At 63.6% G+C, this 25,929-nt stretch carries 26 protein-coding genes; 4 read left to right on the plus strand and 22 right to left on the minus strand.

Annotation, left to right across the window (positions count from 1 at the left end; translation table 11 throughout):
• Window positions 1-8: 8 nt before the first annotated feature.
• Window positions 9-263, minus strand: a complete 255-nt coding sequence (locus QZ634_RS17960; RefSeq protein WP_291990789.1) for an accessory factor UbiK family protein — start codon at window positions 261-263, stop codon at window positions 9-11.
• A 411-nt stretch (window positions 264-674) separates the two neighbouring features.
• Here QZ634_RS17960 and glnK point away from each other — a divergent pair, with 411 nt between their 5' ends.
• The 4 genes from glnK to QZ634_RS17980 all read left to right on the plus strand — a co-directional run bounded on the left by glnK (window position 675) and on the right by QZ634_RS17980 (window position 3,707).
• Window positions 675-1,013 carry a P-II family nitrogen regulator gene (glnK, locus tag QZ634_RS17965; RefSeq protein WP_291990791.1) on the plus strand — a complete coding sequence of 113 codons (339 nt, stop codon included), beginning with the start codon at window positions 675-677 and terminating at the stop codon, window positions 1,011-1,013.
• Between the two features lie 10 nt (window positions 1,014-1,023).
• The gene (gene amt, locus QZ634_RS17970; RefSeq protein ID WP_291990793.1) at window positions 1,024-2,529 is read left to right on the plus strand and encodes an ammonium transporter; all 1,506 of its coding nucleotides are present in this window, start codon (window positions 1,024-1,026) and stop codon (window positions 2,527-2,529) included.
• A gap of 223 nt (window positions 2,530-2,752) precedes the next feature.
• On the plus strand, window positions 2,753-3,208 hold the full coding sequence (locus tag QZ634_RS17975; protein WP_291990795.1) for a bacteriohemerythrin: 456 nt from the start codon (window positions 2,753-2,755) through the stop codon (window positions 3,206-3,208).
• Window positions 3,209-3,407: 199 nt separating this feature from the next.
• The gene (locus QZ634_RS17980) at window positions 3,408-3,707 is read left to right on the plus strand and encodes a hypothetical protein (protein ID WP_291990797.1); all 300 of its coding nucleotides are present in this window, start codon (window positions 3,408-3,410) and stop codon (window positions 3,705-3,707) included.
• Here the strand turns inward: QZ634_RS17980 and QZ634_RS17985 are convergent.
• From QZ634_RS17985 to aroC, 21 genes are all read right to left on the minus strand, one after another.
• A complete protein-coding gene (locus QZ634_RS17985) occupies window positions 3,704-4,912 on the minus strand; it encodes an O-succinylhomoserine sulfhydrylase (protein WP_291990799.1) in 1,209 nt (402 codons plus the stop codon). The genes QZ634_RS17980 and QZ634_RS17985 overlap by 4 nt on opposite strands.
• Before the next feature lie 11 nt (window positions 4,913-4,923).
• Window positions 4,924-6,447, minus strand: coding sequence for an amidophosphoribosyltransferase (purF, locus tag QZ634_RS17990; protein ID WP_291990800.1), 1,524 nt, complete (start codon window positions 6,445-6,447; stop codon window positions 4,924-4,926).
• 11 nt (window positions 6,448-6,458) lie between these two features.
• Window positions 6,459-6,947 (minus strand): CvpA family protein, encoded by a 489-nt coding sequence (locus QZ634_RS17995; RefSeq protein ID WP_291990802.1) that lies wholly within the window; start codon window positions 6,945-6,947, stop codon window positions 6,459-6,461.
• On the minus strand, window positions 6,944-7,624 hold the full coding sequence (locus QZ634_RS18000) for an SPOR domain-containing protein (RefSeq protein ID WP_291990805.1): 681 nt from the start codon (window positions 7,622-7,624) through the stop codon (window positions 6,944-6,946). Before QZ634_RS18000 ends, QZ634_RS17995 begins: the two co-directional genes overlap by 4 nt.
• 32 nt (window positions 7,625-7,656) lie before the next feature.
• Window positions 7,657-8,991 carry a bifunctional tetrahydrofolate synthase/dihydrofolate synthase gene (gene folC / locus QZ634_RS18005; RefSeq protein WP_291990807.1) on the minus strand — a complete coding sequence of 445 codons (1,335 nt, stop codon included), beginning with the start codon at window positions 8,989-8,991 and terminating at the stop codon, window positions 7,657-7,659.
• Window positions 8,992-9,001: 10 nt separating this feature from the next.
• Window positions 9,002-9,874, minus strand: a complete 873-nt coding sequence (gene accD, locus QZ634_RS18010) for an acetyl-CoA carboxylase, carboxyltransferase subunit beta (protein ID WP_291990809.1) — start codon at window positions 9,872-9,874, stop codon at window positions 9,002-9,004.
• Entirely contained in the window at window positions 9,871-10,695 is an 825-nt protein-coding gene (gene trpA / locus QZ634_RS18015; protein WP_291990811.1) for a tryptophan synthase subunit alpha, read from the minus strand. The genes accD and trpA overlap by 4 nt, the downstream gene beginning before the upstream one ends.
• Window positions 10,696-10,697: 2 nt before the next feature.
• On the minus strand, window positions 10,698-11,903 hold the full coding sequence (gene trpB, locus QZ634_RS18020; protein ID WP_291990813.1) for a tryptophan synthase subunit beta: 1,206 nt from the start codon (window positions 11,901-11,903) through the stop codon (window positions 10,698-10,700).
• 158 nt (window positions 11,904-12,061) lie between these two features.
• Window positions 12,062-12,721, minus strand: coding sequence for a phosphoribosylanthranilate isomerase (locus QZ634_RS18025; RefSeq protein ID WP_291990815.1), 660 nt, complete (start codon window positions 12,719-12,721; stop codon window positions 12,062-12,064).
• Window positions 12,718-13,512, minus strand: coding sequence for a tRNA pseudouridine(38-40) synthase TruA (gene truA / locus QZ634_RS18030; protein ID WP_291990817.1), 795 nt, complete (start codon window positions 13,510-13,512; stop codon window positions 12,718-12,720). The genes QZ634_RS18025 and truA overlap by 4 nt, the downstream gene beginning before the upstream one ends.
• Window positions 13,513-13,515: 3 nt before the next feature.
• Window positions 13,516-14,109, minus strand: a complete 594-nt coding sequence (locus QZ634_RS18035; protein ID WP_291990820.1) for a CbiQ family ECF transporter T component — start codon at window positions 14,107-14,109, stop codon at window positions 13,516-13,518.
• 76 nt (window positions 14,110-14,185) lie between these two features.
• Window positions 14,186-17,305 (minus strand): FimV/HubP family polar landmark protein, encoded by a 3,120-nt coding sequence (locus tag QZ634_RS18040; protein ID WP_291990822.1) that lies wholly within the window; start codon window positions 17,303-17,305, stop codon window positions 14,186-14,188.
• A 202-nt stretch (window positions 17,306-17,507) separates the two neighbouring features.
• Window positions 17,508-18,638 (minus strand): aspartate-semialdehyde dehydrogenase, encoded by a 1,131-nt coding sequence (asd, locus tag QZ634_RS18045; RefSeq protein WP_291990824.1) that lies wholly within the window; start codon window positions 18,636-18,638, stop codon window positions 17,508-17,510.
• A gap of 39 nt (window positions 18,639-18,677) precedes the next feature.
• Window positions 18,678-19,760, minus strand: a complete 1,083-nt coding sequence (gene leuB, locus QZ634_RS18050; RefSeq protein ID WP_291990826.1) for a 3-isopropylmalate dehydrogenase — start codon at window positions 19,758-19,760, stop codon at window positions 18,678-18,680.
• A 10-nt stretch (window positions 19,761-19,770) separates the two neighbouring features.
• A complete protein-coding gene (leuD, locus tag QZ634_RS18055; protein WP_291990828.1) occupies window positions 19,771-20,409 on the minus strand; it encodes a 3-isopropylmalate dehydratase small subunit in 639 nt (212 codons plus the stop codon).
• A 21-nt stretch (window positions 20,410-20,430) separates the two neighbouring features.
• A complete protein-coding gene (locus QZ634_RS18060) occupies window positions 20,431-20,559 on the minus strand; it encodes an entericidin A/B family lipoprotein (protein WP_291990830.1) in 129 nt (42 codons plus the stop codon).
• 15 nt (window positions 20,560-20,574) lie between these two features.
• Window positions 20,575-21,981 (minus strand): 3-isopropylmalate dehydratase large subunit, encoded by a 1,407-nt coding sequence (gene leuC, locus QZ634_RS18065; RefSeq protein ID WP_291990832.1) that lies wholly within the window; start codon window positions 21,979-21,981, stop codon window positions 20,575-20,577.
• A 127-nt stretch (window positions 21,982-22,108) separates the two neighbouring features.
• Entirely contained in the window at window positions 22,109-22,948 is an 840-nt protein-coding gene (locus tag QZ634_RS18070; RefSeq protein WP_291990834.1) for a M48 family metallopeptidase, read from the minus strand.
• The gene (locus QZ634_RS18075; RefSeq protein WP_291990836.1) at window positions 22,945-24,156 is read right to left on the minus strand and encodes an MFS transporter; all 1,212 of its coding nucleotides are present in this window, start codon (window positions 24,154-24,156) and stop codon (window positions 22,945-22,947) included. The genes QZ634_RS18070 and QZ634_RS18075 overlap by 4 nt, the downstream gene beginning before the upstream one ends.
• Before the next feature lie 94 nt (window positions 24,157-24,250).
• Entirely contained in the window at window positions 24,251-24,502 is a 252-nt protein-coding gene (locus QZ634_RS18080; RefSeq protein WP_291990838.1) for a DUF465 domain-containing protein, read from the minus strand.
• Between the two features lie 79 nt (window positions 24,503-24,581).
• Window positions 24,582-25,697 carry a chorismate synthase gene (aroC, locus tag QZ634_RS18085; RefSeq protein WP_291990840.1) on the minus strand — a complete coding sequence of 372 codons (1,116 nt, stop codon included), beginning with the start codon at window positions 25,695-25,697 and terminating at the stop codon, window positions 24,582-24,584.
• Window positions 25,698-25,929: the final 232 nt, after the last annotated feature.

Below are 25,929 nucleotides of genomic sequence, written 5' to 3' on the forward strand. Positions count from 1 at the left end.
GCCCCCGCTCAGGCCGACTGGTCCGGCGGGTTTTCAAGCCGCTCCAGGGAGTCCAGGCGCAGCTCGAGCGCCTTCAGCTTCTCGCGGGTGCGCCGCAGAACCTGCGTCTGGATATCGAACTCCTCACGGCTGACCAGATCGAGCTTGCTGAAGACGCTGGCAAGTAGCGAACGGGCGTTTTTTTCGATATCGGCAGCGGGACTGGCGGCGATGATGCCGCCCAGGCGGGCGCCAAGTTCTTCGAGAATTCTGGGGTCGAGCATGGGAATCACCGGGACGCGTTGGTTTCTGAGTGCACCGAGTTTAGCACAGGCGCGTTGCGCAACCGGAAGCGCACCATTACGGTGCATTTCCTTGCCGGCGCCGCTCTATCGCAGTGCAGCAACCAATCCAGGGTGCCGAAGAGATCCTTCATGCCATTGATTAATCAACATAAACAATCGTGGCACGGAAAGTGCTAGTACCTAGGCAGCAGTTCCTTTATTCCTTTGTTCAGGGCGCAAGCATGAAAAATGGCGCTCCTTCAAGGTCGTTCCCGGCGGCGCACTGGCCAGCAGGTAAGGCACAGGCAATTCCGCCATGGAAAACGCCGCAATGCGGGTGAGCCGCACAGCTTCTAGACAATTTTTGTTTCGACCGGGGAGGCTCCGCCCTCCCCTGACATGGAGTGCAACATGAAACTGGTTACCGCCATCATCAAACCCTTCAAGCTTGACGAAGTACGAGAAGCCCTGTCGGCGATCGGCGTGCAGGGCATCACGGTCACCGAAGTCAAAGGCTTCGGACGTCAAAAAGGCCACACCGAGCTCTATCGCGGCGCCGAGTACGTCGTCGATTTTCTGCCGAAAGTGAAAGTCGAAGCGGCGATCCGCGACGACCTCCTCGAGCAGGCTATCGAAGCCATCGAGAAGTCGGCCAGCACCGGCAAGATCGGCGACGGCAAGATCTTCGTCTCGACCATTGAAGAAGTCATCCGCATCCGCACCGGTGAAACCGGTGAGGAAGCCCTGTGAGGAGCCTGCCATGAAACACATTTTCGCCATCCTCGCCCTGCTTGGAGCCGTCGGCATCGGCGCGCCGGCGTGGGCTGACGAGACCCCTGCCGGGGTCTCCGCGACGAGCACTGCCATGACTCTGGCGCAGGCTCCATCGGCAATGGCAGAAGTCGCTGCCGCCACCGCAGCGGCCACTGCGGCCACTACCGCCGCTGCGCCGGTGGCGACCCTCAGCAAGGCCGACAACGCCTGGATCATGGTCTGCGCCGCGCTGGTCATCCTGATGTCCCTGCCCGGGCTGGCCCTCTTTTACGGTGGCCTGGTACGCACCAAGAACATGCTCTCGGTGCTGATGCAGGTGTTCGTGACCTTTGCGCTGATCAGCGTGCTCTGGGTGGTCTATGGCTACTCGCTGGCGTTCACTGAAGGAGGCAGCTTCTTCGGGGTGCTCGACAAGGTCTTCCTGAAAGGAATCACCGCCGATTCGCTTGGCGCCACCTTCTCCAAGGGCGTGTTCATCTCCGAGTTGACCTTCGTTATCTTCCAGGGTGCGTTCGCAGCGATCACCTGCTGCCTGATCGTCGGCGCCTTCGCCGAGCGCGCGAAGTTCGCCGCCATCCTGGTCTTCATGGTGATCTGGTTTACCCTCTCCTACGCACCGATGGCGCACATGGTCTGGTACTGGGCAGGTCCCGATGCCTATGTGGATGCCGCTGCCGCCGAGGCGGCCGGGGCAACCGCGGGTTTCCTGTTCCAGAAAGGCGCGCTCGACTTCGCCGGCGGCACCGTGGTACACATCAACGCGGCGGTTGCCGGCCTGGTCGGCGCATTCATGATCGGCAAGCGGATCGGCTACGGCCGCGAATCAATGGCCCCGCACAGCCTCACCTTCACCATGATCGGTGCCTCACTGCTGTGGGTCGGCTGGTTCGGCTTCAACGCCGGCTCGGCACTCGAAGCGAGCGGTGGATCGGCGCTGGCGATGGTCAACACCTGGTTGGCAACGGCCTGCGCGACGATGTCCTGGATGCTCGCCGAATGGATGATCAAGGGCAAGCCTTCGATGCTCGGTGCAGCTTCCGGAGCGGTCGCCGGGCTGGTGGCGATCACTCCGGCAGCCGGCTTCGTCGGTGTCATGGGCGCCATCGTCATCGGCCTGCTGGCCGGCGTGATCTGCCTGTGGGGTGTCAATGGTCTGAAGCACCTCCTCGGCGCGGACGATTCGCTCGACGTCTTTGGGGTCCATGGCGTCGGCGGGATTCTCGGCGCGATCCTGACGGGGGTCTTCGCAGCACCGTCACTGGGCGGCACCGGCGTCTATGACTATGTCGCCAACGCTGTCGGCGAATACGACATGACCGCGCAAGTGATCAGCCAGCTGTGGGGCGTCGGCACGGTGATCATCTGGTCCGGTGTCGTCTCAGTCGTGGCTTTCAAGCTTGTCGACCTGGTGATCGGTTTGCGGGTACCGGAAGACGAAGAGCGCGAAGGCCTCGACATCACCTCACACGGCGAATCGGCCTACCACTACTGAGCCGATCGACCATCAGGAACTCTCCCCTTCGGGCGCCCACGTGGCGCCCTTTTTTTGCGTACGCAAGCGGCCCCTGGCGGGGAGGAACACGCCGGCAGTTCGTACCCCGGGATGGGCCAAGGGCAAACCCTCGATTCTTGGCGCAGAATCCCTTACTCTAGCCAGTCTTGCAGCACATTCATCGACGACCCGGCTGCGCCCGGGATAACTTGAGCGGGAAAAAATGATGCCTTTTCTGAGCTGGCGAAACCAGTATCGCGTCGGGGTCGCCGACATCGACCAGGAGCATCACTATCTTTTCGAGCTGATCAACGAATTCCACGACAGCCACCGCGGTGGCGCCGATGAGAAAGCTCTGGCGCAGATTCTCAACCGCCTGGTGCAGTATGCCGAAGAGCATTTTCGCCACGAGGAGGAGAGCATGCTGGAAAGCGAGTATCCGCTTCACGCCGAGCATTGCGCGCTGCACGAGGCCCTCTACATGACGATCTTCCGTCTCTCGGAAGAACTCGCCGCGGGCTCGTTGCGGATCGATAGGGACACCCACCGCTTCCTCCGCAACTGGTTGGTCGAGCACATTATCAAGCACGATCTGGCGTTTGGCGATTATTTCGCGCGCCGGGCTAAAGCGATGGCGAACGGAGAACAGGAAAGTTCCGAGGAAGCCGGCGCGCAATGACCGGCACGGGCACGGCGCTGCGCAACCATCTGCCCGCTTTGCCGCAAGCGGACGCTCCCCTGCGCTCTTCCACTCCTTGAACAGGAACGTCGTCTGTGCCACATTTCCTGTCTTGTGCGCGCCTTTTCGGCCCAATGACTAACGGCCAGCACGGCATCGAAACACCACCCAGCAAGCCCACCAGAAACATGGAGAAAGCATGAAATACGTGATTTGGGTATTCTGGCCAGCGTTCATCGCTGCCGGAATTGCCGAAACGATCTTCTTTACGATGATCGACCCCGAGCAGTTGTACCTCTTCGGACAACGCGTCGAATGGTCGGTCACAGCCACCTACTCGACAGGTTTTCTGCTCTTCTGGCTGGTCTGCATCGGATCAAGCCTGATGACCTATCTGATGATGCCCCGAGACGCCAAGGAGGCGCTGATGAAAGCAGCCGGGGACCGCAACGATCTCGCCCGGCCGAAACGCCGGGAGCCGCGCAGCGTCGGCCGCTAAATCGAAGACAAACCGCCGTCGAGGTCGTTCTGCAGGTCAACGACTGCTTCGAGACCGACGGCGATGCGCAGCAGATCCTCGCTGACGCCTGCCGCCGCCCGCTGTTCCGCAGTGATTCGCCCGTGCGTCGTCGTCGCCGGATGCGTCAGCGTCGTTTTCGTATCGCCGAGATTGGCGGTAATCGACAACAAACGGCAGCTATCGACCACCTTCCAGGCTTCCTGACGCGCCCCCTTGACGGTGAACGAGACGATCGCCCCACCGCTTTTCTGCTGCCGACACGCCAGGTCGAACTGCGGATGCGAAGCCAGGCCCGGATAGTAGACACGTTCCACCCGAGGATGCTGCTCCAGCCACTGCGCGAGTTGCAGCGCCTTCGCCGACTGCGCGTGCATGCGAATCTGCAGCGTCTCCAAGCCTTTCAGCAGTACCCAGGCGTTGAACGCGGAAAGCGTCGGGCCGGCGGTGCGCAGGAACCTGAACACCTCATCGGTCAGTCTCTTCGGCCCAGCGACAGCGCCGCCGAGCACCCGACCCTGACCATCGAGATATTTGGTCGCCGAATGCAGCACCAGATCGGCACCGAGATCGAGCGGCCGCTGCAGAATCGGCGTGCAGAAGCAGTTATCGACCACCACCAGGACACCCCGGGCGTGCGCAATGCTGACCAGCGCAGCGATGTCGGCAATTGCGGTCAGCGGATTCGACGGTGTTTCCAGGAACAGGAGCCTGGTTTCTGGCCGCAGCGCCGCCTGCCAAGCGGCATTGTCGGTCTGTGCGACAAAGCTGGTCTGGATTCCGAAGCGCGGCATGATGGTGCCAAGCATCTGCTGCGTCGCGCCAAACAGGCCCGTCGAGGCGACGATGTGGTCGCCGCTGCTGCATAGCGCCATCACCAGCGAGAGAATCGCCGACATCCCCGAGGCGGTGGCGACGCAGGCCTCGGCGCCTTCGAGCGCCGCTAGACGCTCCTGAAACGTCGCCACTGTCGGATTGGTAAAGCGCGAGTAGACGTTGCCTTCTTCCTCACCCGAAAAGCGGGCGGCGGCCTGGGCAGCGCTGTCGAAGACAAAACTCGAGGTCAGATACAGCGCCTCGCTGTGCTCGTTGAACTGGCTACGTTCCTGACCCGCACGCACGGCCAGCGTCTCCAGCGAGTAGCTGCGCGGGGTGTCCCTTGAGGCCATCGATTCGATTGCTTCCATTGGCTCCATCTTCAATCCACGGACATCAGGTTCAACTGCAACTGGTTGGACGACCAGAGTTCTTCCCGCGCCGCACCGTAGCCTTCACGGGCCAGTTCGATGGCATTCAGATACTCCGGGCTGACGTCGCCGGTGATGTAGGAGCCATCAAAACACGACGTGTCAAAGCAGCACAGCGACGGCTTCAATTCCCTGATCGACGCTTTCAGCGCGTCGAGATCCTGGTAGACCAGTGCGTCGGCACCGATTTCACGGGCGATCTCTTCGCCAGTGCGACCGGTAGCAATCAGCTCGCCGCGCGTCGGCATGTCGATTCCATAGACGTTAGGGTAGCGCACCGGCGGTGATGCAGACGCAAAGTAGACTTTCAGCGCCCCCGCAGCACGCGCCATTTCTACGATCTCCCGGCTGGTCGTGCCGCGCACGATCGAATCGTCAACCAGCAACACGCGCTTGCCCTTGAACTCCTGGGCAACCGTATTGAGCTTCTGGCGAACCGAGCGTTTGCGTGTCGCCTGACCCGGCATGATGAAGGTGCGACCAATGTAGCGGTTCTTGACGAAACCCTCGCGATAGGGCACGTTGATGCGCTGCGCGAGCTGCATCGCCGAGGGGCGACTCGAATCGGGAATCGGGATGACCACGTCGATCTCCTCGACCGGAATATGCTTCACCAGCTTGTCGGCCAGATGCTCGCCCATGTGCAGTCGCGCTTCATAGACCGAAACGCCATCGATCACCGAGTCTGGACGCGCGAGGTAGACAAACTCGAAAATGCACGGGGCCAACGCCGAGTGGCGCGCGCACTGCCGTTGGTGCATGCGGTGTTCGAGGTCGATGAAGATCGCCTCACCCGGATCGACGTCGCGCAGCACCTTGAATCCCAGGGTGTCGAGCGCCACCGACTCGGAAGCAAAAAGGTACTCGGTGCCCTCGGACGTCTCGTTGATGCCTAAGACCAGCGGACGAATGCCGAAAGGGTCACGGAAAGCGAGCATGCCGTAACCGGCGATCATCGCCACCACGGCATAGGCGCCGCGGCAGCGACGATGAACCGCCGACACTGCACCAAAGATGATATCGAGATCGAGACGATAGCCCTTGGCGGTGGCCTGTAATTCGTGCGCCAGTGCGTTGAGCAGCACTTCCGAATCGGAGTGCGTATTGATGTGCCGCAGGTCCTGGCGGAACATCTCTTCCTTGAGCTCCTGGGTATTGGTCAGGTTGCCGTTGTGACCGAGAACGATCCCGAACGGCGAGTTCACATAGAAAGGTTGTGAGAGCGAGGAATCGAACGCCGAACCAGCCGTCGGGTAACGGCAATGCGCGATCCCCATGTTGCCCGGTAGAGCGCGCATGTTGCGCGTGCGAAAAACGTCGCGCACCAGCCCGGACCCCTTGTGCATGTGGAAGGCATCATCCTCGACAGTCGCAATGCCGGCCGCGTCCTGTCCGCGATGCTGGAGGACCATCAACCCATCATAAAGCAACTGGTTTACCGGTGACGTTGCGACAACTCCGAGGATCCCGCACATAGTGTTTTTTCCTAGCCAAACCTGATTCGTTTAGTCACTTCTGATGGCAACCACGGCTTGCTCGCCAGTACTGCCGTTTCAAGCGGCGCCGAAAAGTACGCCTCGCTCCACCACTTCTCTTTGGGTAGCGACGTCATGCCGCCAACGGCCACCAGAACCAGGACGATCAACAGGCCGCGGGCGGCGCCGAAGATGATTCCCAGCAGACGATCGGTCAAGGTCATTCCGAGCGCCTTGAGCAGGCTACGCACGGCCAGACGCAGCAGCGACATCACCACCAGTACGGCGACGAAGATGGTCACCCAGCCGGCGACCAGTCGCAGCGCCGGGTCGGCAATCGACGTAAATCCCTCGGCGACCATGGAGCCCCACCAGCGGGCGGCGAAAAATGCAAGCACCCACGCCACCAGGGCAATGATCTCGCCGACCACACCACGCCACATGCCGAGCACCAGGGACACCACAACGACAAACAGCACTACGTAGTCGAAGACGGTCATGAGCGGCCGGCGACGACTCCGCCAACGCCAATCTTCTTCAGCTTGTCGAGGGCTTTTTCAGCCGCCTCGCGGTTGGGAAACGGACCGGCGCGCACACGCGTTCTCTTGCCGGCTGGCGAATTGAGGATTTCGGTATAGGTGGCAACGCCGGCACGGTCAATCTTGGCGACTAGCTTCTTGACGTTGGCCGGGTCGGCGAAAGCGCCGACCAGGATGACGTACTGCCCGTCCGAGGCGACCGGCGGGGGCGGCGGGGGCGGGGGCGGGGGCGGGGGCGGTTCGGGCTTCTTGACGATGGCCGGAGCAGGCGGCGGCACCGGTTTCTCGGCTTTTTTCGGCGGCGACTTGTCGACCGGCTTGGCCGCATGTTCCAGACGTTTTTCCTCCGCCTTCTCGGCGACTGCTGCCACGTCGACTGGCAGCGCAGCGGCGTGCTCGTCGCTACCCGTCGCCACGGCCGCTGACGGCGACGAGCGCGCCACCAGTTCGCCGGGGTCGAAGGGCTGTTGGTCCTGCCCCGGGATGCGGATCTGGATGTCCTGGACGGGCTGCTTCGGCTCTTCGTCCATGACCATTGGCAAGACCACCGCGGCCAGACCGGCAATCGCCACCGCGCCAACGAGACGGCGACGCGCTTTCTTCTTGAGGTGTAATTGCGGGTCGGATGATTCAGTCATTTGCATCGTGGAATCCACTTGCGTCGCTTCGCTCAGCGACCGTTCTGCAGGCTGCGCATGACGGCCGCGACCGTGTAGAACGATCCAAAGACGGCGATTCTATCATTTTCACCGGCCAGCTTGGCAGAACGCGCGAAGGCCTGTTCGGGTGACGACAGACATTCGATCTCACCGCCCAGGCTGGCGCCAGTCACCACCGCAGCCAGGCTGGCAGCCGACGCACCACGTGGCCCGCCGAGATCAGCGAGCAGCCAGCGATCGATCCTGCCGGCCAACGGCGCCAGCGACCCGGCGACATCCTTGTCGGCAAGCATGCCGACAACGGCGAGGGTGCGCGCGAAGAAGCCCATTCCGGCCAGGTTGTCGACCAGTTCTCCTACCGCCTGCGGATTGTGGGCGACGTCGAGAACGATCGTCGGGCGGCCGGGCAGGACCTGAAAACGCCCGGGCAAGTCCAGCTCGATCAGGCCTCGCCGCACGGCGCTCATGGAAACCGGCAGCCGCGTTTTGAGCCCCTCGACAGCGGCGAGCGCGGCGCAGGCATTGCGCAGTTGGCAGCGGCCACGCAAACCGGGATTGGCCAGGCCGCCCCGGCGCAGACCGCCCCGGCCCCAGAAGGTCCACTGTGCCGCGTCCCCGAAATGACCGAAGTCGCGGCCCAGCAGCTGTAAATCGGCGCCAACAGCGAGCGCCTGCGCAATCAGCGAAGCGGGTGGATCCGGATCGGCACAGAGCGCCGGCTTGCCTGCACGAAAAATGCCCGCCTTCTCGAAGCCGATGGATTCGCGTGTCGGCCCCAGCCATTCGGTGTGATCCAGAGCAATGCTGGTAACCAGCGCGCAATCCGCATCGTAGGCATTGACCGCATCGAGCCGCCCGCCGAGGCCGACTTCGAGAATCAGGACCTCGACCGCCTGCGCAGCGAACACCTCCAGGGCAGCCAGCGTGCCGAACTCGAAGTAAGTGAGCGCGACGCCACGGCAAGCCTTTCTCGCCTCCTCAACCTTGGCAAATGCTGCGCAGAGCAGGGCATCGTCCACTGCTCGCCCATTGATTCGCACGCGCTCGTTGTAGTCGAGCAGATGCGGCGACGAATAGCAACCAACGCGATAACCGGCAAAGGTATAGATCGCTTCGAGGTAGGCGCAGGTCGAACCCTTGCCGTTGGTTCCGGCGACCGTAATCAGCGGACAGGGCAACTGCTGGCGCAGCGCCTCCTTGACCAGCTGGACACGTTCCAGCCCGAGCTCGATTCCTGCCTGCCCCTTGGGGTGAAGCTCTTCGAGATAGGCCAGCCAGTCGGTCAGGGAGGCCGGCGCGACAGCCCCGGAAGAGGCAGGCGACGCGCTGCCCGCGCGCCCGCTCACGGCGCGGTCCTCACTGCAGGGCGGGCCGCCTCAGCAACAGAGCCAGCAAAGCCGCTACCCGGTCCTTCATCTCTCGGCGGTCGACGATCATGTCGATGGCTCCCTTTTCAAGGAGGAATTCGGAGCGCTGAAAACCCTCTGGAAGAGTTTCGCGAACGGTCTGCTCGATCACCCGCGGGCCGGCAAAACCGATCAGCGCTCCCGGCTCGGCGATCACCACATCGCCGATAAAGGCGAAGGACGCCGAAACACCACCCATCGTCGGGTCGCTGAGAATCGAGATGAACGGCAGCTTGGCTTGCGCGAGCAGAGTCAGGACCGCCGTCACCTTGGCCATCTGCATCAGCGAGAAAAGCCCTTCCTGCATCCGTGCACCGCCCGACGCGGAGATACAGATGAAAGGCACACGCTGCTCGACAGCGGCTTGCACGCCGCGCACGAAGCGCTCACCCAGCACCGACCCCATCGAACCGCCCATGAAGTCGAATTCGAAAACCGCCAGCACTACCGGCAGAGCTTTCATGGTCCCCTGCATGACCACCAGTGCCTCGGACTCGCCAGTGCTGCTGGCCGCCGCCTGCAAACGCTCCGGATAACGGCGGCTGTCCTTGAAGTTCAGCGAATCGACCGGCAGCACATCGTCACCGAGCTCGAGGCGCCCCTCGGCATCGAGCAGAATGTCGATCCGCGCCCGCGCGTTGACGCGCATATGGTGAGCGCACTTCGGGCAGACGTGACAGTTGCTGGCCAGATCGGTGGCATAGAGCACAGCCTCACAGCTTGGGCATTTGCTCCATAGACCCTCCGGCAACGCCGACTTGCGCGCCGAAGCTGCGCCGCTTCTCTTGATCTTTGGGGGTAGCAGCTTGCTCAACCAGCTCATGGCATTCCTCGCGACGGATTCGTTGCCGCGTCTATCGCCTGGCGCATTTCGGCGACCAGGGCGCGGACTTTGCTGCAGGCCTCGTCGGGTGACGAGTGTTCGAGTTCTTCGATGATTCGGCTACCAACCACGACGGCATCGGCGTGTTCGGCCACTGCGGCAGCCGTCGCCGCGTCGCGGATCCCGAAACCGACGCCCACCGGCACCCCGGTGCGCGCCCGAATCTCCGGGATACGGGCAGCAACGGCGGCGACGTCGAGCGCGGCCGAGCCGGTCACTCCCTTCAACGACACGTAGTAGATGTAGCCACTGGCCAGAGCACCGACCTGCGCCATGCGCGCCTCGCTGGAAGTCGGCGCCAACAGGAAAATCGGATCGAGCGCGTGCCGGTGCAGGGTCTGCGCAAACTCAATCGCCTCCTCCGGCGGGTAGTCGACCACCAGAACCCCGTCTACTCCCGCGTCGAAAGAGGCCGCGGCAAAGGCCTCGACGCCCATCGACTCGATCGGATTGGCGTAGCCCATCAGAACGATCGGCGTGTCGTTGTCGTCAGCACGAAAATTGGCCACCATCTCGAGCACTTTTCGCAAGCTGACGCCCTTTGCCAGAGCTCGCTCGGAAGCCCGCTGGATGGTTGGCCCGTCGGCCATGGGATCGGAGAACGGCACGCCCAGTTCGATGATGTCAGCGCCGGCGAGGACCAGAGAATGCAGCAAGGGAACGGTCAGCACCGGATCCGGATCGCCGGCGGTAATGAACGGGATCAGCGCCTTGCGCCCCTGCGCTTGCAGGCGCTCGAATACAGCCTCTATTTTCGACATGGTCAGAGTTTGATGCCCGATTTATCGGCAACGGTGTGCATATCCTTGTCACCGCGACCGGAGAGGTTGACCAGCAGGATCTTGTCTTTGGGCAGCGTCGGTGCCAGCTTGCTGGCGTAGGCCAGGGCATGGCTCGATTCGAGCGCCGGGATGATGCCTTCGAGACGGCACAGGTCGTGAAAGGCCTTTAGCGCATCCGCGTCGTCGATGCTGACGTATTCGGCGCGGCCGCTATCCTTGAGCCAGGCGTGCTCGGGGCCGACTCCAGGGTAATCGAGGCCGGCTGAAATCGAATGGGTTTCGGTAATCTGACCATTCTCATCCTGCAGGAGATAGGTCCGGTTGCCGTGCAGGACACCCGGACGACCGGCGGTCAGCGAAGCGGCATGATGTCCGGTCGCGATCCCCGCGCCGGCCGCCTCGACGCCGATCAGACGCACCCCGGGAACCGGGATATAGGGATGGAAGATACCCATCGCGTTCGAGCCTCCGCCGACGCAGGCGATCACCACATCCGGTTGGCGACCGCACTGCTCGAGCATCTGCGCAATCGACTCACGGCCGATGACCGACTGGAAGTCGCGCACCATCATCGGATAGGGATGCGGGCCGGCAACCGTACCGATGATGTAGAAAGTGTCGGAAACCTGTGCCACCCAGTCACGCATCGCTTCGTTGAGCGCATCCTTGAGCGTTCGTGAACCACTATTGACTGGCACCACCGTCGCGCCGAGCAGCTTCATGCGGTAAACATTGGCCATCTGCCGCTGGATGTCGTCGGCCCCCATATACACCACGCATTCCATGCCATAGCGCGCCGCCACGGTGGCCGTCGCAACACCGTGCTGGCCGGCGCCGGTCTCGGCAATAACGCGCGCCTTGCACATGCGCCGGGCGAGCAGCGCCTGGCCGATGCAGTTGTTGATCTTGTGCGCCCCGGTGTGATTGAGGTCTTCGCGCTTCAGGTGGATCTGCGCCCCGCCAAGCAGTTCTGACCAGCGCCGGGCGTGGTAGATGGGACTCGGACGGCCGACATAGTGGCGCAGCTCGTAGTCGAATTCGGCGACGAACTGCGGATCGTGTTGCGCGCTGGCGTAGGCCTCCTTCAGTTCGTCGAGCGCACCGATCAGGGTTTCCGCGACGAAAACACCGCCGTACGGGCCAAAATGGCCCGCAGCGTCAGGCAAATCATAAACATCAACGGCCATCAACAATCTCCTTGCGGCGGTTTGCGACAAAACATCTGCAGCGTCTCGAACATCCGGCCCGCCGCTGCACCGACACAGGCATTCCCGACCAGATGGCGTCCAGTGGCTGCGCTCGTGCCCAGCTCGAATCCAGCACGTCCAGCGCAGCAGCGATTGCGCTATGCGTCGCTACTTTCCGATCCTGCCGCCCGCAGCGCGGCGACAAAGGCGCGGATCTTTTCGACATCCTTGATTCCCTTGTCTGCCTCGACACCCGACGAGACATCAACTGCTGCCGGGCGCACACGGCGCACCGCTTCGCCGACATTGTCGGCATCCAGGCCACCGGAGAGGATCAGTGGCTTGCCCAGCGATTCGGGCACCAACGCCCAGTCGAAAACCTTGCCGCCACCGCCGTAGCCTTCGACGAAAGCGTCGAGAAGGATGGCTTGCGCCGAAGGGAAGCGAGCCGCGTATTGTACCAAATCCAGTCCAGGCCTGACGCGCGCCGCCTTGATGTACGGCCGATCGAACTGCCGGCAATACCCCTCGTCTTCGTCGCCGTGAAACTGCAACAGGTGGATCGGCAGCGCGGCCAGCGTTGCGCGTACCAGCGCCGGATCGGCATTGACGAAGAGTCCGACGATGGTGACGAATGGCGGCACGGCGTTGGCCAGCGCAGCCGCCGCCCGCAGGTCGACGTAGCGCGGACTGGGCGGAAAAAAAACCAGGCCCAGCGCGTCGGCACCCTCGCGCACGGCGCACAGCAGATCCTCGCGGCGAGTCAGCCCGCAAATCTTGAGGCGCGGAATCCTGGCCATGGCGGTCGCCCTGCTCATCGTCCTGGGCCGACGGGCAGCAGCAGTGCCTCTTCGCCAAGCGGCAGGCCCCAGTTCGGCGGGTATCTGACCGCGGCGAGATAGAGCCCGGCGGCAGCGAAGGTCGGCGCCGCCAGGCGGCGATCGCCAGCCGCCAGCAGTTCGGCAATCCACTCCGGTGGATGCTTGCCCTGACCGACGTGAACCAGACTACCGACCAGATTGCGCACCATGTGGTGAAGGAAGGCCGAGGCCTCGAAATCAAAGACAAGGAGCTCGCCGACACGCGTGATCTCTGCCTTGTGCATGAGCTTGACCGGTGAGTGCGCCTGGCATTGCGCCGCCCGAAAAGCCGAGAAGTCGTGCTCGCCGAGCAACAGCGCAGCGCCAGCCTGCAGCGCGCCCAGGTCAAGCGGGTGGTGGTACCAGCCAACGCGGCCGGGCCAGAGCCCCGTGCGGTGCGCCCGGTTGAGGAGCAGATAGCGATAGTGTCGGGCATAGGCCGAGGCGCGGGCGTGGAAATCGTCGGCAACCGGCTGCGCCCAGCGCACGGCGACCGCTGGCGGCAGGAAGGTGTTGATTCCTCGCACCCAGGAGAACATCGGCCGCTCAAGCGGCGTGTCGAAATGCACCACCTGGCCCAAGGCATGCACGCCGGCGTCGGTACGCCCGGCACAGATCACCCGCACCGCCGTGCCAGCGAACTGCTGCAAGGCTTCCTGAAAGGCATCCTGGACCGTACCGCCACCAGGCTGTTTCTGCCAGCCGCGATAACCGCTACCGTCGTATTCGACGGCCAGGGCGATGCGCACGCGCTAGGCCTGGCGGAGAAAAAAGGCGCCGACGACGCCGGCGACAAGCAGAATCAGCGCGGGGTCGGACCACGAAAAAGGCCGGTCAGCGAGTTCAAAGACCTCATCCTCCCCCGGGGTCGGCGCCTTGAGCAGGATCCGCCAGTCACGCGGACGCGGCAAGGTCTCGATGTGGCGCATCACCAACAGGAGGCGCACGACGCTGCGGTCGGGGTCGACGCCACAGCGCCGCAGCGGCTGCAGCAAGCGATGAGTGGCGACCAGCAGTTCGGGCACAGGCGTCCATTCGACAAGTACCGCCACCGCACTCAAGGCGAGCAACAAGCGCCCGCCATGCGTCGCGGCGGCGAGCAAGCCCTCGCGAGTGGGGGCGAGAGCACCGCCCCAGGCAGGTTCGCCCGCCGCCCCCCAGGCGACGATGACGAACAGCGACAGGAACAGCCAGCGCGTCCGCCAGGCGAGGCGCAGCGCACGGCGAAGTGCTGCCAGGCCAAGAAACGGTAGGAGCAGAAGAGCGGCGAGCAGTTGTTCGCCATGCAGGGACTGGCTCGCCAGCAGCAGTAGCAGCCAGACCACCAGGCGGGTTGTAGGATGCACGGCGCGCCAGCTTTCGTATGGAGGGATCGACAGACCGCCGCGCCCGGAATTCTCGTTCCGAGCGCGGTCGACGCGCCTACTCGCGCAACTCGCCGAGGATGGCCAGCGCCGCTTCACGCTGCGCAGCGTCGCCATCCTTGATGACCTCTTGCAGGAGCTCGCGTGCGCCTTCGAGATCACCCATTTCCTGATAGGCCTTGGCGAGGTCGATCTTGGTAGCCACCTCTTCGCTGGAGCTGATATCGGCGTCGCTCGCCAAATCCATGTCGGACGAAAACGCGGAATCGGCCGTGCTGTCGGCCTGCGTCGTCGAGAAATCCGGGTTGACCAGCGTGTCTTCCTGGTCGGCTTCGAAAACAGAGCCAGCGGCGCCAGCAGACCCGGCGGCTTCGGGCACGGTGGCGCCAGAGCGGTCATCGCGATCGCTGTCTTCCAGGTCCAGGTTGATCGACGACATGTCGAACGAGGGATGCTGCATTCCCTCGCCAAGGACGGTCGACTCGGTCAGCGTGACATCAAACTCCAGCGCGTCAGCGTCCGCCACACCAATGTCGAGCACCTCGGCGGGCTCAAGCAGCGGCACCTCCTGCGTCTCGGCTGTCCGGTCGACCGGATCTTCGACGCCCAGATCGAACTCGAAGTCGAGACCGGCACCGGGCTGCGAAGATGTCTCGCGCGCGTCGGCACCGATCAGCATCGTCTCCTCGGGCATTCCGAATTCCTCCACCGGAATCGGCGGAGAATCGGGTTCGGCATCGTCGAATTCGCTGTCCGATGACGTCGAGGCTCTTGGCAAGGATGTTGCAAAATCAAAATCAAGGGCAGCCCCCGGTGCGGGACTCGGGAACGAGAGCGTCGTCTCGAGAAAATCGTCGTCAGCGACGGCTGGCGCATCGGGCGTCGCCTCGCCGGCCCCGAGATCAAAATCGAGGTCCGCCAGATCGCTCGCTGCGCTCATCCCGGCGGCCATCGGCGCAGCAGAACCCGCAGACTGAACAGGCGATTTCGCCTGCTCGGGCTCGGCGGGCTTGACCAAGGTATCTTCGTGCTCGGCCTCCGAAGCGGCTGCCGCCGGCCGGTCGTGTTTGACGATCAGCGTGTCTTCATACGACGGGTCGACGGCCATCGTGTCGTTAACGGGTCGCTCAATGGCGATGGTTTTTTCACTGGGGTCGACGCCACCGTCATCCACTGCTGCAGACTCGAATGCGGCCGGTGGCTGCTCCGCTTGCCCAACCGAGCCGAACAGGGCGTTCTTGGAATCAAGCTGGAGGCCCATGGCGGCCGCTTTCTCCCAATCGCTGCCGAACCCGCCGGTGGCGTTGAACAGCTCCGTCGCCAGCGCATCGAACGGCTTGATATCCTTGCGGCTAAAGTAGATCTCGAGCAGCTTCAAGTGAATCGCATGCCGCCCGGGATCCTTCTGGCGAGCCTCCAGGAGGATCTCTTCGGCCTGCGCGTCCCGCCCATACGCCATATAGACATCGGCCTCGGCAACCGGATCGACCTCGTCGGTGTCGATGCTGCCGGGACCGGCCTGGCTGAAATCGGTCTGTGCCATCGAGTGCGAGGTATCGACGCTCTGCCCGCCCGTACTGCGAAATACCGAGTTGGCTACCAGGCTGTTGTCGCCCTGCGGTGCAAGCGTGCTGAGCTGCGAATCGAGAGGACCCTCGCCCCCGCTCTGGCGACGCCGTCGGGCCAGCCAGTACGCGGCGAGCAGCGCGAGAATGCCGCCGCCTCCGGCCATGAACGGCGTACTCGTCAGCAAGTCGTCGAGGAAACTCGGCTCTTCGGGCGGCGGCAATACGATCTTTGGTTTCGGCGCCGCCGGCGGTTTTGGCGGTTCGACCGGCTTGGGCTCTTCCGCCCTCACCTCTGCCTTGGGCTCTTCGGTCTTTTGCTCCGCCTGGGCGAGCACTTCACTCGGCCTGCTCTCGGCAGGCTGCGCTGGCGGCTTGTCCATCGACATCGCAGGTGCCGCTGCACTGGCAGCGGGCGCCGCCGGGCTGGCGGCTGGCGGAACGACCGGGGCAGCCGGAGGCATCGGCGCGGGCTGCCCCGCCGCCTGCTTCTCCAGCTCAGCCAGGCTCTGGCTCTTCAACTCGACCAGCCGTTGCAACTCGGCCACATTCTTCTCGAGAGCCGCCAAACGCTCGTTGGCTTCCCTGAGCGCCTGCTCCTTGGCGATCAGATCCTCGTCGCTGCGCTTGCCCGTCGCCACCGGCTTGCCGCCGGGAAGCTCGCTCTTCGAGACCTTCAGTTGATCCTTGGGCTCCGCGAGAGGCGCCGCCGTATCCTGGACTTTGGTCGTGATTTTACCGGACGCTTGCTGCCGCGCTTCCTCTTCGGCAGCCGGAGAATCAGCTGCCGCCGAGGCGAGTTTGCGACGGTAGGAACTCCAGTCCGACGACTGCGCAATCACCACCCGTCTGGCTTCGTCCTGCGAAATCGTGCTCAGACTACCTTTATCCGGTATCGACAGAATCTTGCCTGCGCGCAGGCGATTCATGTTGCCGCGGTCGAACGCGTCCTCGTTGGCACGGAACAGGCCAACCAGCATCTGGTCGAGAGACACCCCCTCCGGCCGGGTTTCACGAGCGATCTTGCTCAGCGTTTCACCGCGTTCGACCCGGTGCGTTCCGCCGCCAGCTGCTGACGGCTGCTCGGGAGGTGATGGGGCACGCGCCTGCACCATCGGCCGCGCCGGAGCAGCGCGCGCTGCTCCGGCCTCAGGCACGCGTGCTTCACTGACCGGCCTGACCGGCGCCACTGGCCTGGCAACCAGAGCCGGGCCTGCGGAGGCACCTGCTCGGGCGGCAAACTCGGGAGGATCGAGCAGAAACGTGTAATCGCGAATCAAGCGCCCCGTTGGCCAATTGAGCTCGAGGAGCAGGTCGACGAACGGGTCGTTGATGGGCCGAGAGGAAGTCAGTTTGATGATCGAACGGCCGCTGGAATTCTTGGTGATCGCAAAACTGATCCCCAGCAGCGTCGAGGAGTAGTCGACGCCGGCCCGCTTGAACTCATCGGGAGCCGCGAGCTTGGCCTGCATTTCTGCAATCTCTTCGCGTGTCGCGAAGACCTCCACCTCGGCGCGCAAAGGCTGGCCGAGCGCCGAGAAGACGGTGATCTGGCCCAGACCCGCGGCCTCGCTGGCCACAGGCACGGTGGCCAGCACCAGTGATGACGCCACCGCCCATACCGAGGTCCGCAATCTGAAATCCTTTGCTGTTTGACGTATTTTTCTGGCCACGGCGCCACCCTGAGCGTCGAAATCGGAATTATTAAAATAACATCATGGGGTTAGCCATGCAAGCTAAACTTGCTTCTGAATCAACGCCCGGATAAGGCGCCAAACCCGGCCTGTCACAGCCAGTTTGTCTATTCGATTTCAATCAGTTATCGATCAGAACACGAAGCATGCGACGAAGCGGTTCAGCCGCCCCCCAGAGCAACTGGTCGCCGACCGTAAACGCTCCAAGGTACTCCCCGCCCATCGCCAGCTTGTGCAGCCGCCCGACCGGGACCGACAAGCTGCCGGTAACGGCCGCCGGGGTCAACTCGCGCTCGCTGATTTCGCGTTCATTCGGAACGACTTTCACCCACGCATTCCCCTGCGCGATGATCTCGTTGACTTCGTCGAGCGGGACATCGTGCTTGAGCTTGATGGTCAGTCCCTGCGAATGGCAACGCATGGCGCCGACACGTACGCAGAGCCCGTCAACCGGAATACTGCCCGGCGAACGAAACGGCGGGCGGCCAAGGATCTTGTTGCACTCGGCGCCGCCCTTCCATTCCTCCTTCGACTGCCCGTGTTCGACCGACGCGTCGATCCACGGGATCACGCTACCGGCGAGCGCCGTGTGACGGAAGTTGCTGGTCGGAAAGTCCGCCGAGCGCATGGTTGCAGCAACCTTGCGATCAATGTCCAGAATCGCCGAAGCCGGATCGGCCAACTCGGACTTCACCGCATCGTGCAGCGCACCCATCTGCAGCAGGAGCTCGCGCATGTTCTGGGCGCCGGCACCCGATGCCGCCTGGTAGGTCATCGCGCTGACCCACTCGACGAGATCCTGCCGGAACAGTCCGCCGAGCCCCATCAGCATCAGCGAAACGGTGCAGTTGCCGCCGATCCAGTTCCGGCCACCCTTGGCCAGGGCAGCGTCGATAACCTCGCGGTTCACCGGATCGAGGATGATCACCGCATCGTCCTTCATGCGCAGCGTCGACGCGGCGTCGATCCAGTGACCGTTCCAGCCAGCGGCGCGCAGCCGGGGGAAGACCTCCTTCGTGTAGTCACCGCCCTGGCAGGTGACGACAATGTCCATCTGCTTGAGGGAGTCGATCGACATCGCATCCTGCAGGCTGCCTGCTTCCCTGCCCGCGAGCAGCGGCGCCTTGCCGCCGACGGCGGAAGTCGAGAAGTAGAGCGGCTCGATGTGCTCGAAATCGCCCTCTTCCACCATTCTTTGCATCAGCACCGAACCGACCATGCCGCGCCAACCGACCAGACCTACCTTGTTCATTTGTTCACCTCTGCCAGAAATCCCGTTGAATCACTTCACTCACTTCACGCACTCGACTTGCAGCGCGGCGAGCACCGCGTCGCCCATCTCGCGGGTACCGACCTGCCGCATTCCGGGCTCATGGATGTCGGCCGTCCGGTAGCCCTGGCCCAGCACTTTCTTGACCGCGTTCTCGATACGCTGGGCAGCGTCATGACGCGCAAAAGTGTAACGCAACATCATCGCCGCCGAGAGGATCGTGGCCAGCGGATTGGCGATCCCTTGCCCAGCAATATCCGGCGCCGATCCGTGACAGGGTTCGTACATGCCCTTGTTGTTGGCGTCCAGTGACGCCGAAGGCAACATGCCGATCGAACCGGTGAGCATCGCCGCCTCGTCAGAGAGAATGTCACCGAACATGTTGCCGGTGACGATGACGTCGAACTGCTTCGGATTGCGTACCAGCTGCATCGCCGCGTTGTCGACCAGCATGTGGCTGAGCACGACATCGGGATAGTCTGCCGCGGTCTCGATGGCCACGTCGCGCCACAGCTGCGTCGTTTCCAGGACGTTCATCTTGTCCACCGAGCACAGCCTGCCACTGCGCTTGCGCGCCGCCTCGAAAGCGACGCGCAGGATGCGGCGAATCTCGCTCTCGCTGTAATGCATGGTGTTGAATCCGAAGCGCTCCTGACGGCCATCGACGTCGCGCGTCTCGATACCGCGCGGTTGACCGAAATAGATGTCGCCGGTCAGCTCGCGCACGATCAGGATGTCGAGACCGGCGACGACTTCGCTTTTCAGCGTCGAGGCGTTGGCCAGTTCCGGATAAAGGATCGCCGGGCGCAGGTTGGCGAACAGGCCGAGCTGCTTGCGGATGGCGAGCAGACCGCGCTCCGGGCGCAGCGCGCGCGGCAGCGCGTCCCATTGCGGGCCACCGACGGCACCGAGGAGCACCGCGTCGGCCGCCTGCGCCAGGCGCTGGGTGGCTTCCGGGTACGGATCACCGGTGGCATCGACGGCGCCACCGCCGAGCAGCGCTTCTTCCATCGCGCAGTCGAGATCGAGTGCGCGCAGGACGCGCACCGCTTCGGCCATGATTTCCGGGCCAATCCCGTCTCCCGGGAGAAGACAAATCTTCATTTACAATTCCTCAGGCGAACAGCCAGGGCTGCTCGCTACGACGGCGCTCTTCAAAGGCCTTGATCAGCTCGGCGTGGCGCAAGGTCAATCCGATGTCGTCCCAGCCATTGAGCAGGCACTCCTTGCGGAAGGCATCGACGGCAAACGGCAAGACCTTGCCATTGGGGCACACCACCTGTTGCTGCTCGAGGTCGACGAGCAATCGACAAGCCGGCGTCGAGTCGACCAGCGCAAACAGGGCGTCGACGTCGGTTGCCGGCAGGACGATTGGCAGAATGCCGTTCTTGAAGCAGTTGTTGAAAAAGATGTCGGCGAAACTCTCGGCGATCACCGCCCGGAAGCCGAAGTCGAGCAAGGCCCAGGGCGCGTGCTCGCGCGAACTGCCACAGCCGAAGTTCTTGCGCGTCAGCAGAATCTGCGCGCCCTGATAGCGTGCTTGATTGAGGACGAAATCGGGCTTCAGCGGCCGCTGCGAATTGTCCTTGCCCGGCTCACCCACGTCCAGGTAGCGCCATTCGTCGAACAGGTTCGGACCGAAGCCCGAACGCTTGATCGACTTCAGGAACTGCTTGGGAATGATCGCGTCGGTATCGACGTTGGCCCGATCGAGTGGCGCCACCAAGCCTTCAAGACGAACGAACTTGTCCATTCTCTTCCTTGTCTGGCGCCCCTATTTGGCCGCCTTTTCAATCACCTGCCCGCCCTTGGAGATATCCTTGCCGACGCCCTGCACGGTGTTGCAGGCAGTCAGCGAAAGCGCCACGGCAAGCGCGCCGAACAACAATGTCAAGTGTTTCATCTCTTCTCCTTTGCGTCAGAGCAACTCGCGCACATCGCAAAAATGCCCGGCAATCGCCGCCGCCGCAGCCATCTCGGGGCTGACCAGATGGGTGCGACCACCGGCCCCCTGGCGACCCTCGAAGTTGCGGTTCGAAGTCGAAGCGCAGCGCTCGCCGGGCTCCAGGCGGTCGGCGTTCATCGCCAGGCACATCGAACATCCAGGCTCGCGCCACTCGAAACCGGCGGCGCGAAAGACCTCGTCGAGCCCTTCTTCCTCGGCCTGCCGCTTGACCAGCCCCGAACCGGGGACGACCAGCGCGAGGCGGATGCTGCCGGCCACCTTCTTGCCGCGCACGACACCCGCGGCGGCACGCAGATCCTCGATCCGTGAATTGGTACACGAGCCAATGAAGACCTTGTCGAGGCGAATCTCGCGAATCGGCACATTGGCGCCAAGCCCCATGTAAACCAGCGCCCGCTCCATCCCCTCGCGCTTGACGGGATCGGGCTCCTGCGCCGGATCCGGCACACAGGCATCGATCGCCACCACCATTTCGGGAGACGTCCCCCAGGTCACCTGCGGTCGGATTGCCTCGGCGGACAACTCGATGACGCTGTCGAACTCGGCGCCGTCGTCGCTGCGCAAAGTCCGCCAGTGGGCAACGGCACCTTCCCACTGCTCGGCCTTCGGCGCGAACGGACGGCCGCGCAGGTAGTCGATGGTCACCTCATCAACCGCCACCATACCCAGGCGCGCGCCCGCTTCGATGGCCATGTTGCAGAGCGTCATCCGCCCTTCCATCGACAGCCCGCGAATCGCGCTGCCGGCAAACTCGAGCGCATAGCCGGTGCCACCGGCGGTACCAATGCGGGCAATGATCGCCAGCGCGACGTCCTTGGCCGTGACACCCTTGGCGAGCAAACCGTCGACGCGCAGCAGCATCGTCTTCGACTTCTTCTGCAGCAGGCACTGCGTCGCCAGGACGTGCTCGACCTCGGAAGTACCGATGCCGTGCGCCATGCACGCGAAGGCACCGTGCGTACTGGTATGCGAATCACCGCAGACGACGGTCATCCCGGGTAGCGTCGCACCGTTCTCCGGGCCAACCACGTGCACGATCCCCTGGCGCGGATCCTTGAACGGGAAAAAGGCCAGCGCGCCGACTTCGCGGATATTGGCGTCCAGCGTCTCGACCTGCAGGCGTGCGATCGGATCCTCGATGCCGCGATCCCAATGATCGGTGGGCGTGTTGTGGTCCGCCGTAGCGACGATCGAAGACACCCGCCATGGCTTGCGGCCGGCCAGCTTCAAGCCCTCGAAGGCCTGCGGACTGGTCACCTCGTGTACCAGGTGGCGGTCGATATAGATCAGCGCGGTCCCGTCGGCCTGTTGATGGACGACGTGGTCCTGCCAAAGTTTTTCGTACAAGGTCTGCGGCATAGGTCGACGATCCGACGAAGTTCGGCCCCGGTGAGAGCCAATGGAGGGCAGGATTATGTCACAGCGCACCGTCCGCTGTCAGCGCCGGCTTGCACGCCCGGCCATGAACCGCTTGCCGCGCGAGCGATCAGCGCGACTGGCGCGCCGCCAGGTAGAGCGGCTCCACGCGCTGCGCATAAGCGCGCAGATCGGCGATCCGTGACCCATGCGAGGGGTGCGTCGACAGCCACTGCGGCGGCTGCCCTGCCGAGACACGCCCCATCTTCTCCCACAGCGAGACCGCCGCACTCGGATCGTAGCCGGCTCGCGCCGCCAGCTCGACGCCCATGCGATCGGCCTCCTGCTCCATTTCCCGAGAATTTGGGCGCATGAAAGCCAGGTCGCCGACGCCGCCGATGACGCTCTGCCCGAGACCGGAATCAACGCCAAAATAGGCGCCGATCAAGGCCCCGCCGATGGCTGCCGCGACGTTCAGGCCTGCGGCCTGGCCAGCTTTCTCACGCCCGTGCTCGCGCAGCGCGTGCGCGATTTCGTGGCCCATCACCCCGGCGAGTTCGTCGTCGGTGATCTGCAACTGCTCGATCAAGCCGGTATATACCGCGATCTTGCCGCCGGGCATGCACCAAGCGTTGAGCTCCTTGGAGCTGACCACATTGACTTCCCACTTCCAGCCGGGCGCATCGGGGCGAAAAGCGGCGGTCACCGGGATCAGCCGCCGAGCGATTGCCCGCACCCGCTCGGTCTGCTGCGCATCGCGATTGAGCAGTTTCTTGCTCTGCGCCGCGTGCATCGCTTCCTGGTAAGCCTTGGCGGCCGAGCGATCGACCTCGGCCGACGAAACCAGCATGGTCTGCTCGCGATCGACGCCAACCCTGCCGCTGCCGGTGGTTCGGGTCGTCGCACAGCCCGTAACGGCAACGGCAGCGAGCACGACAAGTGCGCCACGAGCGCAGGAAAGGACAGTCATTCTTTACCTCCAGAACCTTGTGCAATCCCGGCAATTGGCGCCGGGTGGCTGCCGCCGGGATCGTCGAAATCGCCGCTCTTCACGCCGACGGCGACAAAGACCAGGCCAAGCAGCGCAAACGCCGAGCTCATGGTGTAGGTGGGCCCGGCGCCCCAGGCGTCCCAACTCCAGCCGCTCAGCAAACTGCCGAGCAGGCCTCCGGCGCCAAACGACAGACTTGAGTACAGCGCCTGCCCACGCGCCTGACAGCGACCGGGAAACCAGCGATTGACGGCGGCGATCGCCGCCGCGTGGTAAGCACCGAAAGTCAGGCCATGCAGCAATTGCGCAACGACGATCAGCGGCACGCTGTCTACGCCCCAGCCGATCATCAGGAAGCGCGCGATCGCGGCCGCAAAACTGGCGAGAAGAATGGTACGCAGTCCAAAACGACGCAGCAAGCCGACCATGAAGAAGAAGACCACGATCTCGGCGAGAACGCCGAGCGACCACAGGCAGCCAACGGCGAACTTGCTGTAGTGATGGTCAGCGAGGTGGATCGAGTAGAAAACGTAGAAGGCGCCGTGCGCCGCCGACATGGCTAAACACGCGGCAAAGAGCGCTTTGACCCGCCTCTGGCGAAGGATTTCCCCGACCGGCACCTGCGCATCCGTCGCCCCATGCGCCGGCGCCTCGGGAACCGCCAGAGCGTAGATCAGAATCCCGCCCAGGGTCGCCGCGATCACCCACAGCAGCGCCGAGAGCGGCAACTGGTCGAGCAGCGCACCGGTGCCCATCACCGCGACAATGAAACCGATCGAACCCCACAGCCGGACACGGCTGTAACGCGCCGGCTGCTCGCGCAGATGATCAAAAGTCAGCGTCTCGACCAGCGGCAGTGCGGCACTCCAGAAAAAAGCCAGCAAGGCCATGGCCAGCAGCATCGCCTCGAAGCTGCGCACGACAAAAAAACTCGAGAAACCGATCAGGCTGAGGACGCCGGCGAGGCGCACGATGCTCACCCGTTTCCCCATACGATCGGCCAGGGCGCCCCACAGATAGGGCGCGAACAGGCGCATCAGCTGCATCTGGGACATCAGCAGACCGATGTCCCAGGCGGAAAACGACAGTGACTGAAGGTAGAGCCCGAAATACGGAGAGAAAGCGCCGATGAAGGCGAAATAGAAGAAGTAGTAACCGGAAAGACGCCAGTAGGGCAGAGCTTGCATCCGGTAATTCTACCGGATGGCGCGCCGGCAGCCGGCGGCCGCCAGCTCGGCTAGCGGGTCGCGCGTTTGTCCGCTTGTGCGTTTTCTCAGGCGCTCAATCGCTGTTCTTGTAGGCGACCAGCATCCGGTACATCTGATCCTTGAGCAGCAGGCGCTGTTTCTTCATCGTTTCGATGGTGAAGTCGTCGACCGGCAGGTCTTCCTCTTCGAGACGCTCGACCTCGCGCGTCAGTTGATGGTATTCGTCATACATCTCGCCGAACGGCTGGCTCGCGGCTTTCAGGGCGTGAATCGAATCCAGATACTCGGGGAAATCATGGTGCAGGTCGTGATGCTCGATGTGCATGATCCTAGCCTCTCGCTGATCCCGGTCGGCCCGATGCGCGACCAGACCAGGCGATTATAACCAGAGCCACCGGCAAGCGTCACACCTCCCCGGCATCGCTTGCCGCGCCAGGAATACGCGGGGTGGCGCAACGCACGTCGCCACACTGGGCGCGATGGCGCAAAGCATGGTCGATCAACACCAGCGCGAGCATCGCTTCGGCAATCGGAGTCGCTCGAATGCCGACGCAGGGGTCGTGCCGGCCATGCGTTTCGACGCTTGCCGCGTTGCCCGAGCGGTCTACGGAACGGCGTGGCAGGCGAATGCTCGACGTTGGCTTGATCGCCAGACTGACGACGATGTCCTGGCCCGTGGAAATTCCGCCGAGCACCCCGCCGGCGTGATTGCTGAGGAAGCCCTGCGGCGTCATTTCGTCGCCATGCTCGCTGCCGCGCTGGGCAACGCTGGCAAAACCGGCGCCGATCTCGACGCCCTTGACCGCGTTGATACTCATCATCGCGTAGGCGATCTCGGCATCCAGCCGGTCGTAGACCGGTTCGCCCCAACCGGGTGGTACGCCGTGGGCAGCGACGGTAATCTTCGCGCCCACCGAATCGCCCGCCTTGCGCAGTTGATCCATGTACTCCTCGAGCTCGGCAACGATCGTCGCATTCGGCGCGAAGAACGGATTGCCGGCGATCGCCGCGGCATCCAGGAAGGGAATCTCGAGTGGCCCGAGCTGGCTCATCCAGCCGCTGATGCTGACCCCGTAGCGCTCGCCCAGCCACTTGCGGGCAATTGCCCCGGCGGCGACACGCACCGCCGTCTCGCGGGCCGACGAGCGACCGCCACCGCGATGATCGCGAAAACCGTACTTCTGCGTGTAAACGTAGTCGGCGTGCCCCGGGCGGAAGGTCTCGGCAATATTGCCGTAGTCCTTGCTGCGCTGATCCTGATTGCGGATCAGCAGGCCTATCGGCGTTCCCGTCGTGCGGCCCTCGAAAACGCCGGAGAGGATCTCGACCTGATCCGGCTCGCGCCGCTGCGTCACATGCCGCGAGGTTCCTGGCCGACGACGGTCGAGCTGGCACTGAATGTCGGCTTCCGAAATCGCCAGCCCGGGCGGGCAGCCATCAACCACGCAGCCGATCGCCGGACCGTGTGACTCACCGAACGAAGTCACGGTGAACAGCGTGCCAATCGTGTTGCCGGACATGGCTTTCTCTTGAGCGTTAGAATGGGTGCAAAGTCTACCATAGCGCCCAGCGCGCTGATCCGAAGCCAGCCCGATGACCGACAAGCCTGCACGTCCCGGCAAGCCGCAGCCAGCGTCCACCCCGAAAATGCCCGCGCGGCAGCCACCCTCGCCGCCCGGGAACGCACTACGCCAGGCGGACACACGCTGGCAGCGAACAGTCCGCTATGCCTGGGACAAGGGAGGGAGCAAG

Origin of the sequence: Candidatus Accumulibacter sp. ACC007, assembly GCF_907163205.1 — a bacterium.
Classification (GTDB): Bacteria; Pseudomonadota; Gammaproteobacteria; order Burkholderiales; family Rhodocyclaceae; genus Accumulibacter; species Accumulibacter regalis.